Raw genomic sequence first — 12,992 nt, 5'->3', positions numbered from 1 at the left:
GTCTGCGTACGGCCCGCGTAGGGCTGCGTATGGCTGCGTATGGCTGCGTCCGCTCCCGTTTCCCCGCGCGGTAGCCTTCAGCAGCAGAGACAGCACCTTGCGGACACCGCGTGAGCGTCGGCGGACCGGCATGAATCGGCATGGAGGAGTCACGGCGATGGCCGAACACACCAGCTCTAGCATCACGATCGAGGCGGCGCCCGCCGAAGTGATGGGAGTGATCGCCGACTTTGACCGCTACCCGGAGTGGACCGGAGAGGTCAAGGAGGCGGAGGTGCTCGCCACGGACGACGAGGGCCGCGCCGTACAGGTCCGCCTGCTGCTCGACGCCGGCGCGATCAAGGACGACCACACCCTCGCCTACACCTGGACCGGCGCCGACGAGGTCAGCTGGTCCCTGGTCAAGTCCCAGATGCTGCGCGCCCTGGACGGTTCCTACCGCCTCGCCGCACTGAAGGACGGCACCGTCACCGAGGTCACGTACCAGCTCACCGTCGACGTCAAGATCCCGATGCTCGGCATGATCAAGCGCAAGGCCGAGAAGGTCATCATCGAGCGTGCCCTGGAAGGGCTGAAGCGGCGCGTCGAGAGCCGCCCCGACGCCGGCCCGGCGCCCGCCGACGAGGCCGCGCCCGCCGACGAGGCCAAGAAGCTCTGAGCGTGCGCACCGTCCTCGTCACCGGCCCCGGCGGCGCGGGCCGCACCACGCTCGCCGCCGCGACCGCCCTGGCCGGCGCCCGCCAGGGCGCCCGGGCCCTGCTGCTCACCACCGAACCCAGCGCCTGCGAAGCGGTGCTCGGCACCCCCCTCGGCGCCGAGCGGCCCACCCCGATAGCGCCCGGCCTGCACGCCCGGCGCATCGACCCCGGCGACCGCTTCCGCCAGGAATTCCTCGCCTTCCAGGAGCGCGCCGGCGCCGCCCTCGACCTGCTGGGCGCCGCGCCCCTCGACGAGGACGAACTGACCGAACTCCCCGGCGCCGAGGACTTCGCCCTGCTCCAGGCGCTGCGCGCCGAACACGCCTCGGACGACTGGGACCTGATCGTCGTCGACATGCCCTCGGCGGCCGAAACGATCCGGCTGCTGGCGCTCCCCGCCCAGGTCCGCCGCTACCTCCGCCGGCTGCTGCCGCCCGAGCGCCAGGCCGCCCGCGCGCTGCGCCCGGTCCTCGCCCAGCTCGCCGGCGTCCCCATGCCGGCCCAGAAGCTGTACGACGCCGCCGGCCGCTGGGAGACCGAACTCGCCGCCGTCCAGCAGGCCATCGACGACCCCGGCACCTCCGTCCGCCTGGTCACCGAGGCCGGCCCGGTCGCCGCCGCCAACCTGCGCACCATCCGCGCCGGCCTGGCCCTGCACGGCCGCCGCACCGACGGCGTGGTCGTCAACCGGCTGCTGCCCACCGGCTCCGCCGACCCCTTCCTCGCCGCGCTCTCCGGCAGCCAGCAGACCGCCCTCAAGGCGCTGCGCGAGGAGTTCCCCGACGTCCCCGTCCACGAGGTGCCGCACCTGGGCCGCGACCCCCAGGGCGTCGCCGAGCTCGACGAGTTGATCGGCGGACCGGACGGCGGGATCGGCGTCCCGGGCCCCGCGGCGGCCGACCGCCGCGACCCGTGGACCGTCGAGGACCGGCTCGCCACCGACGGCATCCTGGCCTGGCGGGTACCGCTGCCCGGTGCCGAGCGCCGGGGCCTCGGACTGGTGCGCCGCGGCGACGAGATCGTGGTGACGGTCGGCCGCTTCCGCCGGATCCGCACCCTGCCCTCCGCGCTCCGCCGCTGCTCCGTCTCCGGTGCCGGCCTCCGCGACGGCGTCCTGGAGATCCGCTTCACCCCGGATCCCGACCTGTGGCCCAAGAGCGACTGAACGCGGTACCACCGTTCGGGTAACGTCGGGGGTGGGCCAGGAACCCGCCCCCGCGTGCACCCGTCCCGACTCGCCGTACCGCCCTGCCGCAGTCCACGGAGTTCATCATGAGCGAAGCCACCGAGCGCCCCGCCGACCGCCCGGCCGGGCCCGACGCCGACGCCTGGGAGGCCGCCTGCGCCGAGGACCTCGCCGCGGAGAAGGCCCGCCGCCGGTCCGAGTACGGCCCCCAGCCGGGCAGCGCCGCCGAGGAACTGCGCAAGCTCGCCGAGGCGGTCACCGACAAGCTCGCCGGCATCCAGCTGCCCGGCGCGCTCGGCGGGACGGCCGCGCAGAGCGCCGTGAGCCAGCTGTTCAAGCAGGCCCGGGCCGCCGTCGAACCGGTCATCGAGCGCAACCCCGACGTCTTCGACCACCTCGCCGCGGCCGGCTCCGAGATCGTCGCCGCCTATCGCTCCGCCGTCGAGCGCAGCGAGCGCCGCTGGACCCGCGACGACCCCACCGAACGGCCCGGCACCGGCCGTGCCGACGACCCGCGGGACGACGACGGCCCCACCGGCACGGAGCGAATCGATCTCGACTGACCCGGGCTCCGGTACGGTGGGTCCCGGCGGGGTTCGAGCGAAAAACTGAGGGACACATGGGACTCACCATCGGCGTCGACATCGGCGGCACGAAGATCGCGGCCGGCGTGGTCGACGAAGAGGGTTCGATCCTTGAGACGTGCAAGGTACCGACCCCCCAGGCCACCGATGCCCTGACCGAGGCCATCGCGGACGCGGTCCGCACGGTAGGTGCCGGCCACCACATCGAGGCAGTGGGCATCGGGGCCGCCGGCTACGTCGACGAGAAGCGCGCCACGGTCCTGTTCGCACCGAACATCGACTGGCGCCACGAACCACTCAAGGACAAGGTCGAACAGCGCGTCGGCCTCCCCGTCGTCGTCGAGAACGACGCCAACGCCGCCGCCTGGGGCGAGTACCGCTTCGGTGCCGGCCAGGGCCACAGCGACGTCATCTGCATCACGCTCGGCACGGGCCTCGGCGGCGGCATCATCATCGGCAACAAGCTGCGCCGCGGCCGCTTCGGCGTCGCCGCGGAGTTCGGCCACATCCGGGTCGTGCCGGACGGCCTGCTGTGCGGCTGCGGCAGCCAGGGCTGCTGGGAGCAGTACGCCTCCGGCCGCGCCCTGCTGCGCTACGCCAGGCAGCGCGCCTTCGCCACCCCTGAGAACGCCCAGATCCTGCTGTCGCTCGGCGACGGCACCGCCGAGGGCATCGAGGGCCGGCACGTCAGCCAGGCCGCCCGCCAGGGCGACCCGGTCGCCATCGACTCGTTCCGGGAGCTGGCCCGCTGGGCCGGCGCCGGTCTCGCCGACCTGGCCTCGCTGTTCGACCCGTCGGCCTTCATCGTGGGCGGCGGCGTCTCGGACGAGGGCGAGCTGGTCCTCGAACCGATCCGGAAGTCCTTCCGCCGCTGGCTGGTCGGCAACCAGTACCGGCCGCACGCCCAGGTCCTCGCCGCCCAGCTGGGCGGCAAGGCCGGACTGGTGGGGGCGGCCGACCTGGCGCGCCAGGGCTGACCGCGGTGGTGGCCGAGCACCGCGGACTCCCGGCGTCCGGCACCGAGGAGGGCGCCGTACGGGTCCGCGTGCTCAGCTACAACATCCGCTCGATGCGCGACGATCGGGCGGCGCTGGCCAGGGTCATCCGGGCCTGCGCCCCCGATCTCGTGCTCATCCAGGAGGCGCCGCGGTTCTTCCGCTGGCGCAAGGCCGCCGAGCGGCTGGCCCGCTCGGCCGGCCTGGTGTACGTCACCGGCGGCGGGACGACCGCGGGCCCGATGATCCTCTCCACCCTCCGCGCCCATGTGGAGCGCACCGAGGACGTCCTGCTGCCCCGCACCCCCGGCCTGCACCAGCGCGGTCTGGCCACCGCCGTGGTCCGGATCGGCGGGGCCCGGTTCGGCGTGGTCAGCGCTCACCTCAGCCTCGCCGACCGGGAGCGGTACGAGCAGGCCGGGCTGCTGCTGGAGCGGCTGGCCGCCCTCGGGACCCGGCACGCGGTCGTCGGCGGCGATCTCAACGACCGGCCGGAGGGCCGCAGCTTCCGGCGGCTGGCGGACCGGCTCACGGACGCCTGGGCGGCCGAGCCGTGGGGCGGGGAGTTCACCTCCACGCCCCACGAGCCGGTGCAGCGCATCGACGCCGTCCTCACCACGGACGGCGTCGAGGTGCTGGGCTGCGGGGTGCCGCACGGGCTCCCCGGCGTCCGCGCGGCGGACCTGCTGGCCGCCTCGGATCATCTGCCGGTGCTGGCCGCCCTGCGGGTGCCGGCCGGGGACTGACTCACACCACCGCGCCGCCGCCCGGCAGCTGGTCGTCGTCCTCGTCGTCGTTCTTCATCCGGGCCACGAGCGTGGCGAAGCCGCCGAGGAAGCCGCCGATGCCCAGGACCGTGCTCCACCACGTCACCGGCTGCTCGAGGACCACCAGGGCGATCAGCAGCAGCGGGCCGCCGACCACCGCGAGCCAGGCGAACTTGGTGGTGGTGTCGGCCTTCGGCAGCGGCGGCGGCTCGGGCGGGGTGAAGTGGCCCTCGTCGGTCTCGTCGAAGTCGTCGTCGGACGGTTCGGCGGCGTTCCAGTCCCGCGGGCCGACGCCCGGTGCGTAGACCACGAAGCTGCCCGGGCGGTCGGCGCCGGCCTTGCCCGGGTCGCCGGGCCCGCCCTTGCGGTCCTTCGCCCCGCCGTCCTCGTCGGGCCGCTTGGCGGGCGCGTCCTCGTCCGCGGGGAACGACGGCTGGTCGCCGTAGCCCGCGACGATCTCCGCCCAGGCGGCTTCCTCGTCCAGCGGGTCCCGGGGGTCGCGGGGGCTACGCTCCGCCACTGGCCGCCGTCCCCTTCCGGGCCGCGTCCACGGCGTCCGCCCCCGCCTGGGGGGCGAGCCGGGAGACGAAGGCGAAGGTGTCCTCGAAGATCTTCTCCGCGTCGTGGTCGAGCGGGGCGACGTGGTAGCTGCGCTCCAGCAGGGTCTGCCGGACGTCCGTCGAGGAGACCCGGGCGAGGATCCGCTCGGAGTCCACCGGCGGGACGATGTGGTCCTGCGGGCTGGTCATCACCAGCAACGGCTGGGTGACGGAGGGGAGTTCGGAGTCCACCAGCTGGAAGAACCGGCGCAGTGAGTACGCGGCGTGCAGCGGCACCCGGGCGTAGGCCAGCTCCTCGGCGCCGGGCTTGGCGATGTCGTTGGACACGCCCTTGGTCGTGCGGACCAGATGGCGCAGCACCACAAGCAGCGGCGCCGCGGCATCATGGACCTTGTTGGCCGGGTTGACCACGACCACCCCGCTGACCGCGGCGCCGTGTTTGGCGGCCAGCCGGAGCGCCAGCGCGCCGCCCATCGACAGGCCGCAGACGAAGACCTTCGAGCAGCGCTCGGTCAGCGCCCGCAGTTCGCGGTCGACCTCGGCGTACCAGTCCTGCCAGGTCGTGATCTGCAGGTCCTGCCAGCGGGTGCCGTGACCGGGCAGCAGTGGAAGGGAGACGGTCAGCCCCCGGTCGGCCAGATATTCGGCCCAGGGGCGCAGGGACTGGGGGGAGCCGGTGAAGCCGTGGCACACAAGGACGCCGACCTCTCCGCCGTCGCGGCGGAACGGCTCGGCTCCGGGAAGGAGCGGCACCGGGGGACTCCGTTCGATAAGGGGACCTGGCGAGTTACCTCAGGGTACGCAAAGTGACGGCGGGCGGATAGGTCCGACGGCGCGCGGCCCGGCCGGACCGCCGGACTCCCAGGAGGCCTTGAACGCCCGGTCGGGGCGAGCGTGCCACCCGGGCAGGTTAAGGTCTTTGCGTCACACACAGGAGGCAGTCGGTTGATCTACGGCGCAATGAAGTTTTCCCTCGGCGGGTCGCTGAAGCTTGCCTTCAGGCCCTGGGTGGAAGGCATCGAGAACGTTCCCGCCGAGGGTCCGGCGATCCTCGCGAGCAACCACCTGTCCTTCTCGGACTCGTTCTTCCTGCCCGCGGTGCTCGACCGCAAGGTCACCTTCATCGCGAAGTCGGAGTACTTCACCTCCCCGGGCGTCAAGGGCAAGCTGACCGCCGCGTTCTTCAAGGGCGTGGGCCAGCTGCCGGTGGACCGCTCGGGCGCCCGCGGCGCGGGCGAGGCGGCGATCAAGAGCGGCATGGAGGTCCTCCGGCGCGGTGAGCTGTTCGGCATCTACCCGGAGGGCACCCGCTCCCCGGACGGCCGGCTCTACCGCGGCAAGCCGGGCGGTCTGGCCCGGGTGGCGCTGGCCACCGGCGCGCCGGTCATCCCCGTGGCGATGATCGACACCGAGAAGGTGCAGCCTCCGGGCAAGGTCGTGCCGAAGATGATCCGGCCGGGGATCCGTATCGGCAAGCCGCTGGACTTCACCCGCTACCAGGGCATGGAGGGCGACCGCTTCATCCTGCGGTCGGTCACCGACCAGGTCATGTACGAGATCATGAAGCTCTCCGGCCAGGAGTACGTGGACATCTACGCGACCGCCGCCAAGCGGCAGATCGCGGACGCGGCGAAGGCCGCGGAGGCGAAGAAGAAGGCCGAGGCGGAGCAGGCCAAGAAGGCCGCCGCCGAATAGGCCGACAAGGACGGGCAGGGCCGAGGCCGGGCGCGGGTGCGCCCGGTGAGGGGTGGGGGCCGGCAATGACGGATGCGGACATACGGACGGTGACCGGCGGCATGGCCGCCGCCCGGCGCCACGGCAAGCGCCCTCCGAAGGTGCTGCGGATGTCCGTCGAGCTGCCGCTGTGGCGTGCGCTCACCGGCTACCGGATCCTCACCCTGCTCTACGTCCTGGTGCTCGACGCGATGTCGTACCGCAAGTACGAGCACCCGCTGGTGGCCGTCGCCTACCTGGGCGCGCTCACCGTCTGGATGGCGCTGACCTGGCGGCGGACGACCTCGCCGGAGCGCTGTACCCGCCGTTTCCTCATCACCGACCTGAGCTTCGCGGTGGGCGGCATCCTGCTCACGACGGTGGTCGACAGCCACGCGCGCATCATGGGCGGCTCGCCCACCCTGCCCTCCATCTGGGCGGCCGGCGCCGTCCTCGGCTTCGCGATCAAGGGCGGCTGGCGCTGGGCCGCGGTGGCCTCCAGCGCCGTGGCGGCCGCCAACCTCGTCGAACGCGAGGTGCTGGCCCGCGACACCATCCACAACGTGATCCTGGTGTGGGTGGCGAGCGTCGGCCTCGGCTACGTCGTCGAGGTCGCCCGGGCCAGTGAGCGGACCCTCGCCCGGGCCCTGCAGGTCGAGGCCGCCACCCGCGAACGGGAGCGGCTGGCCCGCGACATCCACGACAGCGTGCTGCAGGTCCTGGCGATGGTGCAGCGGCGCGGTGCCGCGATCGGCGGCGAGGCGGCGGAGCTGGGCCGGATGGCGGGCGAGCAGGAGGTCGCGCTGCGCACCCTGGTCTCCGGCGGCCCGGTGTTGCGGCCGGCCGCCCCGGTCCTGGCGCCGACGCCGGCCGCGGTGCCCGTGCCGCCCCCGCCGCCGGCCGCCGGCGGGCCCTGTGACGTCCGGGCGCTGCTCGCGCCGTACGCGGGTGCCGGGGTGACCTTCTCCGAGCCGGGCGCCCCGGTCGAGCTGCCGGCCGCCGCGGCGGCGGAGCTCGCGGCCGCTGTCAGTGCCGCGTTGGACAATGTGCGGGTCCATGCGGGGGACGGCGCCCAGGCATGGATCCTGGTGGAGGACGAACCGCACGCGGTGATCGTGACGGTCCGCGACGACGGCCCCGGCATCCCCGAGGGCCGCCTCGCGGACGCCGAGCGCGAGGGCCGCCTGGGGGTGGCGCTGTCGATCCGCGGCCGGCTGCGGGACCTCGGCGGCACCGCGGAATGGGTCTCGGTCCCCGGCCAGGGCACGGAAGTGGAGTTGACGGTCCCCAAGGGCACGGCGCCCGAGGGCGGAAGGCGGGGGAAGACCCGGGCATGACGGAGCAGACGGGCCTGAAGGTGATGGTGGTCGACGACCACCCGATGTGGCGCGACGCGGTCGCGCGGGACCTGGCCGAGGCCGGGTTCGAGGTGGTGGCGACGGCCGGTGACGGCCTCCAGGCGGTCCGCCGGGCGCAGGCCGCCTCGCCGGACGTGCTGGTGCTGGACCTCAATCTGCCGGGCCTGCCCGGCGTACGGGTCTGCAAGGAGCTGGTCGGCGCCAATCCGGCGCTGCGGGTGCTGGTGCTGTCGGCGAGCGGTGAGCACGCCGATGTGCTGGAGGCGGTCAAGTCCGGTGCGACCGGCTATCTGCTGAAGTCGGCGAGCACCGAGGAGCTGCTGGACGCGGTGCGGCGCACGGCCGCCGGGGACGCGGTCTTCACCCCGGGCCTCGCGGGCCTGGTGCTCGGCGAGTACCGCAGGCTGGCCACCGAGCCGGCGCCGGCGACCGCCGACGAGCCGGGCGCCCCGCGGCTGACCGAGCGGGAGACCGAGGTGCTGCGCCTGGTCGCCAAGGGCCTCTCGTACAAGCAGATCGCCGAGCGGCTGGTCATCTCGCACCGCACGGTGCAGAACCACGTCCAGAACACCCTCGGCAAGCTGCAGTTGCACAACCGCGTCGAGCTGGTGCGGTACGCGATAGAGCGCGGCCTGGACGAGGACTGAGCCGCGCCCGGGCCGGCTTCCCGGAGGGGGAGACGGCGGCCGGACATGATCGATCCGCTCGTACGGGTGAAGACGGGGCGTCAACTCCCCCAACAATCACCGGAATCGCCGCTTCCGGCATCCCGGAGTGACCCAGATCACCATTAGCGTGACCGGCGTCAGCTCAACCACGGCCGTGCGCGGCCACTGACGGGATGTAGGTGATTGCAGCGATGCGGGTCGGAGTACTGACCGGCGGCGGCGACTGCCCCGGACTGAACGCGGTGATCAGGGCAATCGTCCGCAAGGGCACCCAGGAATACGGCTACGACTTCCTCGGCTTCCGGGACGGCTGGCGCGGGCCGCTGGAGAACGACACGGTGCCGCTGGACATCCCCGCGGTACGCGGCACCCTGCCCCGCGGCGGCACCATCCTCGGCTCCTCACGGACCAACCCCTTCAAGGCGGCGGACGGCGTCCGCCGGATCAAGGAGACCCTCGCCAAGCAGGAGGTCGAGGCGCTGATCGCGATCGGCGGCGAGGACACCCTGGGCGTGGCGACCCGGCTGTCCGGCGAGTTCGGCGTCCCCTGCGTCGGCGTCCCCAAAACCATCGACAACGACCTCTCGGCCACGGACTACACCTTCGGCTTCGACACCGCCGTCGGCGTCGCCACCGAGGCCATCGACCGGCTGCACACCACCGCCGAATCGCACATGCGGGTCCTGGTCGTCGAGGTCATGGGCCGGCACGCCGGCTGGATCGCGCTGCACTCCGGCCTCGCCGGCGGCGCCAACGTCATCCTCATCCCCGAGCAGCGCTTCGACGTCGATCAGGTCTGCGGGTGGATCGAGTCCCGCTTCAAGGTCCGCTACGCCCCGATCGTGGTGGTCGCCGAGGGCGCGATGCCCAAGGACGGCCAGATGGTGCTCAAGGACGACTCCCAGGACTCCTTCGGCCACGTCCGGCTCTCCGGCGTGGGGGAGTGGCTGGCCAAGGAGATCGAAGCGCGCACCGGCAAGGAGGCCCGGACCACCGTCCTCGGCCACACCCAGCGCGGCGGTACGCCCAGCGCCTTCGACCGCTGGCTGGCCACCCGTTTCGGCCTGCACGCCATCGAGGCGGTGCACGACGGCGACTTCGGCACGATGGTCGCGCTGCGCGGCACCGACATCGTCCGGGTGCCGATCTCCGAGGCGACCGCCAAGCTGAAGACCGTCGACCCCGCGCTCTACGCCGAGGCCGGGGTCTTCTTCGGCTGACCAGGGCGCCGCCGCTCCGGGCGGCACCGCCGGGCGAGGGGCCGTATATTCGCCATACACGACATATCCGGCCCATTGCTCCTGGTGAGCACGTACCGGCGGGAGGGAACGTGGAGATCGTCGCCTTCGGCGTGCAGGCGGACGAGCGGCCGTTTCTGGAGCGCGCCTTCGCCGGCCGCCACCAGGTCCGCAGCCTGGACGTGGTCCTCAACCGCGACACCGCCCCGATCGCCCACGGCTACGAGGTCGTCAGCTCCGACGTCAACGCCGACCTGGGCGCCGACGTGCTGCAGACCCTCGCGGCCGGCGGGACGAAGATGGTCGCCCAGCGCTCCACGGGCTTCAACAACATCGATCTGGAGGCCGCGGCCGATCTCGGGATGAGCATCGGCCGGGTCTCCCACTACTCCCCGTACGCGGTGGCGGAATTCGCCTGGGCGCTGGCGCTGGCCGTCGACCGCAAGATCGTGCGGGCCGCCCGGCGGACCCGCAACTTCGACTTCCGGCTCAACGGTCTGATGGGCCGCGACCTGCGCGGCCGGACCGCCGGCGTGCTCGGCACCGGCCGGATCGGCGAGGCGTTCACCCGGATCGCCCACGGCTTCGGCATGGAGCTGCTGGGCCGGGACCTCGTCGAGAACCCGCACTGCACGGCGCTGGGCATGACGTACGTCCCGCGCGAGCGGCTGTTCGCCGAGGCCGACCTGATCTCCCTGCACCTCCCGCTGACGCACGAGACCCGGCACCTCGTCGACGCCGCCGCGCTGGCCCTCATGAAGGACGACGCCATCCTGGTCAACACCAGCCGCGGCGGCCTGGTCGACACCCGTGCCCTGGTCCGCACGCTCAAGGCCGGCCGGCTCACCGGCGTCGCGCTGGACGTCTACGAGGAGGAGTCCGGGCTCTTCTACTACGACCGGTCCCTGGACGTCATCGACGACGACACCCTCGCCCGCCTGATGACCTTCGCCAATGTGCTGGTCACCTCGCACCAGGCGTACTTCACCGAGGATGCGGTGGGCCAGATCACCGGGGCCACCGTGACCAACGTCGAGGACTACCTCGCCCACCGCACCAACGAGAACATGCTGGTCACACGAGGACAGCTGCCAGCAGCTGCGCGGTGACCGCGGCCCCGTCCAGGGTCAGCACCGACTCCGGGTGGAACTGCACCCCCGCGAAGCCCGGACCGCGCAGCGCATGCACCTCACCGGACTCCGCGTCCCGGCTCAACTCCACGCGGTGCATGGCCAGTTCGGCCTCCGTGCGGTCGTCGCAGCGGGCCGTGAAGGTGTTGTAGAAACCGACCGTCTCGGGCCGCCCGAAGAAGTCGATCCGCTCCTGCGCCCCCTGGAAGGGCACCTCCTTGCGGACGATCTCCAACCCCAGCTCCGCGGCGAGCAGTTCATGGCCCAGGCACACCCCCAACAACCCGTGCTTGTGCCCGGCGACCAGCTCCGCGGTCAGCGACCGCAGGAAACGCATCTTCGGATCCGCCGTGTCCGACGGATCGCCCGGCCCCGGGCCCAGCACGACCGGGCCCGCGTGCGTCAGGGCCGCCGCGCGCAGCCCCGGCTCGTCGAACCGGCGCACCGTCACCGTCAGCCCCGACGTCCGCAGCAGATGCGCCAGCATCGCGGTGAAGGTGTCCTCCGCGTCGATCACCAGCGCGTGCCCGCTCAGCTCGGCGGTCGGCGCGGTGGTCCGCATCCGCAGCCAGAACGGCGCCAGGTCCGCCCGGCGGGCGTCCAGGGCGGCGCGCACCCGCGGGTCGTCGGCCAGCCGCGGCGGCCGCCCGCCGTCCGCCGGGCCCGCCGGTGCCGGGCGTACGCCGAGCGCGGTCAGCACGCCCGCCGCCTTCGCATGCGTCTCGGCGACCTCGCTCTCCGGGTCGGAGGCACGCACCAGCGTGGCGCCGACCGGCACCCGCAGCCGGCCCCCGGCGGTGATGTCCGCGGTCCGGATCAGGATCGGCGAGTCCAGCGTCTGCGCTCCGCCCGCGTCCCGGCCGATCAGCGCCAGCGCACCCGCGTAGTAGCCGCGCCCCCGCCCGTCCGGGCCGACCGGCTCGTGCCGCTCGATGACCCGGCAGGCGTTCTGCACCGGCGACCCGGTGACCGTCGCCGCGAACATCGTCTCCTTCAGCACCTCGCGCACATCGAGGGTGGACCGGCCGCGCAGCTCGTACTCGGTGTGCGCGAGATGCGCCATCTCCCTCAGCCGGGGCCCGATCACCACCCCGCCCCGGTCGCCGACCGTGCACATCATCTTGAGCTCCTCGTCCACCACCATGGACAGCTCCTCGACCTCCTTGCGGTCGCCGAGGAACGCCAGCAGGCTCTCCGCGGTGGGCCCGCCGGCCGGGTACCGGTAGGTCCCGCTGATCGGATTCATCACGACGGTCCCGCCGGTCATCCGGACATGCACCTCAGGGCTGGCCCCGACCAGCGTGCGCACACCGGGGCGGTGCACGACGTACGTCCAGTACGCGCCGCGCTCGCCGGCCAGCAGCCGCCGGAACAGCGCCAGCGCGTCGGCCGCCGAGAAGTCCGCGATCGAGCCCTCGAACGTCCGGCGGATGACGAAGTTCGCGCCCTCGCCGGTGCCGATCTCCTCCCGCACCACCCGCTCGACGATCTCCGCGTACCGCTCGTCGGACACGTCGAACGCCCCGTCCGTCACCCGTACGTCGTGCGCCGGCAGCGCCGCCAGCACCTCCGCCAGCGGCAGCTCGCAGGTCTCCCGGGGGCGCAGCACGGCCAGCGGGGTGCCGTCGTCATGGGCGTGGAAGCCGCGCTCGCGGATCTGCCGGAACGGGACCAGCGCGAGCGCGTCGGTCACCGGCGCGCCGGGCGCCGTCCCACCCAGTGGGATGTCCGCCAGCCGCGCGACCTCGGTGACCTCGCCGATCAGCACCTCGACGGTGTCTCCCGCCTCCCGGCCGGGGGAGCGGCGGCGCAGCAGGGCGAACGGGGGGCCGGCGGGGTCGAGCAGCCGCCGGACGAGCGCGGCGGCATCGGGGTGGACGTCGGGTCGGGCGCGGTGCATGGCGGTTCCTTCCGGGTGGGCCGGAGGGCCGGGGAAGAGGGGGACGACCGCCGGAAACGCCGAAGGCCGCCCTCGGGCGGCCTTCGCGGAGTGTGGGATGTGCGCGCGAATCAGTGGGCCGCCGGAAGAGCGGTCCACCACCAGTTCATGGTCGGCATCGGTCGCGTACACATGCGGCGCACCCTACCGGACCGT

The 12,992-nt window shown here is 73.3% G+C and carries 13 protein-coding genes; 10 read left to right on the top strand and 3 right to left on the bottom strand.

Annotation, left to right across the window (positions count from 1 at the left end):
* Positions 1 to 157: 157 nt before the first annotated feature.
* The 5 genes from ACGF4C_RS06675 to ACGF4C_RS06655 all read left to right on the top strand — a co-directional run bounded on the left by ACGF4C_RS06675 (position 158) and on the right by ACGF4C_RS06655 (position 4,209).
* The gene (locus tag ACGF4C_RS06675; protein WP_393563813.1) at positions 158 to 658 is read left to right on the top strand and encodes an SRPBCC family protein; all 501 of its coding nucleotides are present in this window, start codon (positions 158 to 160) and stop codon (positions 656 to 658) included.
* A gap of 2 nt (positions 659 to 660) precedes the next feature.
* Positions 661 to 1,863 carry an ArsA family ATPase gene (locus ACGF4C_RS06670; RefSeq protein WP_393563811.1) on the top strand — a complete coding sequence of 401 codons (1,203 nt, stop codon included), beginning with the start codon at positions 661 to 663 and terminating at the stop codon, positions 1,861 to 1,863.
* A gap of 107 nt (positions 1,864 to 1,970) precedes the next feature.
* Positions 1,971 to 2,447, top strand: coding sequence for a DUF5304 domain-containing protein (locus tag ACGF4C_RS06665; RefSeq protein WP_393563809.1), 477 nt, complete (start codon positions 1,971 to 1,973; stop codon positions 2,445 to 2,447).
* A gap of 56 nt (positions 2,448 to 2,503) precedes the next feature.
* Positions 2,504 to 3,445 carry an ROK family glucokinase gene (locus ACGF4C_RS06660; RefSeq protein ID WP_393563807.1) on the top strand — a complete coding sequence of 314 codons (942 nt, stop codon included), beginning with the start codon at positions 2,504 to 2,506 and terminating at the stop codon, positions 3,443 to 3,445.
* A gap of 5 nt (positions 3,446 to 3,450) precedes the next feature.
* Positions 3,451 to 4,209, top strand: a complete 759-nt coding sequence (locus ACGF4C_RS06655; RefSeq protein ID WP_393563804.1) for an endonuclease/exonuclease/phosphatase family protein — start codon at positions 3,451 to 3,453, stop codon at positions 4,207 to 4,209.
* 1 nt (position 4,210) lies between these two features.
* Here ACGF4C_RS06655 and ACGF4C_RS06650 read toward each other — a convergent pair whose 3' ends face one another.
* Positions 4,211 to 4,750, bottom strand: coding sequence for a hypothetical protein (locus ACGF4C_RS06650; RefSeq protein ID WP_393563802.1), 540 nt, complete (start codon positions 4,748 to 4,750; stop codon positions 4,211 to 4,213).
* Complete coding sequence (locus ACGF4C_RS06645) at positions 4,737 to 5,543, bottom strand: alpha/beta hydrolase (RefSeq protein ID WP_393563800.1); 807 nt, start codon at positions 5,541 to 5,543, stop codon at positions 4,737 to 4,739. Before ACGF4C_RS06645 ends, ACGF4C_RS06650 begins: the two co-directional genes overlap by 14 nt.
* Before the next feature lie 207 nt (positions 5,544 to 5,750).
* Between ACGF4C_RS06645 and ACGF4C_RS06640 the strand changes: the two genes are divergently transcribed.
* The 5 genes from ACGF4C_RS06640 (at position 5,751) to ACGF4C_RS06620 (ending at position 10,876) form a co-directional block, all read left to right on the top strand.
* On the top strand, positions 5,751 to 6,485 hold the full coding sequence (locus tag ACGF4C_RS06640) for a lysophospholipid acyltransferase family protein (RefSeq protein ID WP_393563944.1): 735 nt from the start codon (positions 5,751 to 5,753) through the stop codon (positions 6,483 to 6,485).
* Between the two features lie 101 nt (positions 6,486 to 6,586).
* Positions 6,587 to 7,840 carry a MacS family sensor histidine kinase gene (macS, locus tag ACGF4C_RS06635; protein ID WP_393563943.1) on the top strand — a complete coding sequence of 418 codons (1,254 nt, stop codon included), beginning with the start codon at positions 6,587 to 6,589 and terminating at the stop codon, positions 7,838 to 7,840.
* Positions 7,837 to 8,508: a response regulator gene (locus ACGF4C_RS06630; RefSeq protein ID WP_393563798.1), complete on the top strand. Its 672-nt coding sequence runs from the start codon at positions 7,837 to 7,839 to the stop codon at positions 8,506 to 8,508. The genes macS and ACGF4C_RS06630 overlap by 4 nt, the downstream gene beginning before the upstream one ends.
* A 212-nt stretch (positions 8,509 to 8,720) precedes the next feature.
* Entirely contained in the window at positions 8,721 to 9,749 is a 1,029-nt protein-coding gene (locus ACGF4C_RS06625; protein ID WP_393563796.1) for a 6-phosphofructokinase, read from the top strand.
* 110 nt (positions 9,750 to 9,859) lie between these two features.
* Positions 9,860 to 10,876, top strand: a complete 1,017-nt coding sequence (locus ACGF4C_RS06620) for a 2-hydroxyacid dehydrogenase (protein ID WP_393563794.1) — start codon at positions 9,860 to 9,862, stop codon at positions 10,874 to 10,876.
* Here ACGF4C_RS06620 and ACGF4C_RS06615 read toward each other — a convergent pair.
* A complete protein-coding gene (locus ACGF4C_RS06615; RefSeq protein WP_393563792.1) occupies positions 10,842 to 12,797 on the bottom strand; it encodes an anthranilate synthase family protein in 1,956 nt (651 codons plus the stop codon). The two genes, ACGF4C_RS06620 and ACGF4C_RS06615, sit on opposite strands and share 35 nt — an antisense overlap.
* Positions 12,798 to 12,992 lie beyond the last annotated feature (195 nt).

Source organism: Streptomyces sp. NPDC048197 (assembly GCF_043202395.1).
Taxonomy (GTDB): domain Bacteria; phylum Actinomycetota; class Actinomycetes; order Streptomycetales; family Streptomycetaceae; genus Streptomyces; species Streptomyces siderophoricus.
Note: the sequence above shows the minus strand (reverse complement) of the source record. Positions and strands in the feature narration are given on the sequence as shown.

Bases quoted from the DNA above. Each gene is read 5' to 3' on its own strand.
- ACGF4C_RS06675 (WP_393563813.1), top strand. From the start codon at position 158: ATGGCCGAACACACCAGCTCTAGCATCACGATCGAGGCGGCGCCCGCC.
- ACGF4C_RS06665 (WP_393563809.1), top strand. From the start codon at position 1,971: ATGAGCGAAGCCACCGAGCGCCCCGCCGACCGCCCGGCCGGGCCCGAC.
- ACGF4C_RS06660 (WP_393563807.1), top strand. From the start codon at position 2,504: ATGGGACTCACCATCGGCGTCGACATCGGCGGCACGAAGATCGCGGCC.
- ACGF4C_RS06640 (WP_393563944.1), top strand. From the start codon at position 5,751: ATGAAGTTTTCCCTCGGCGGGTCGCTGAAGCTTGCCTTCAGGCCCTGG.
- macS (WP_393563943.1), top strand. From the start codon at position 6,587: ATGGCCGCCGCCCGGCGCCACGGCAAGCGCCCTCCGAAGGTGCTGCGG.
- ACGF4C_RS06630 (WP_393563798.1), top strand. From the start codon at position 7,837: ATGACGGAGCAGACGGGCCTGAAGGTGATGGTGGTCGACGACCACCCG.
- ACGF4C_RS06625 (WP_393563796.1), top strand. From the start codon at position 8,721: ATGCGGGTCGGAGTACTGACCGGCGGCGGCGACTGCCCCGGACTGAAC.
- ACGF4C_RS06615 (WP_393563792.1), bottom strand. From the start codon at position 12,797: ATGCACCGCGCCCGACCCGACGTCCACCCCGATGCCGCCGCGCTCGTC.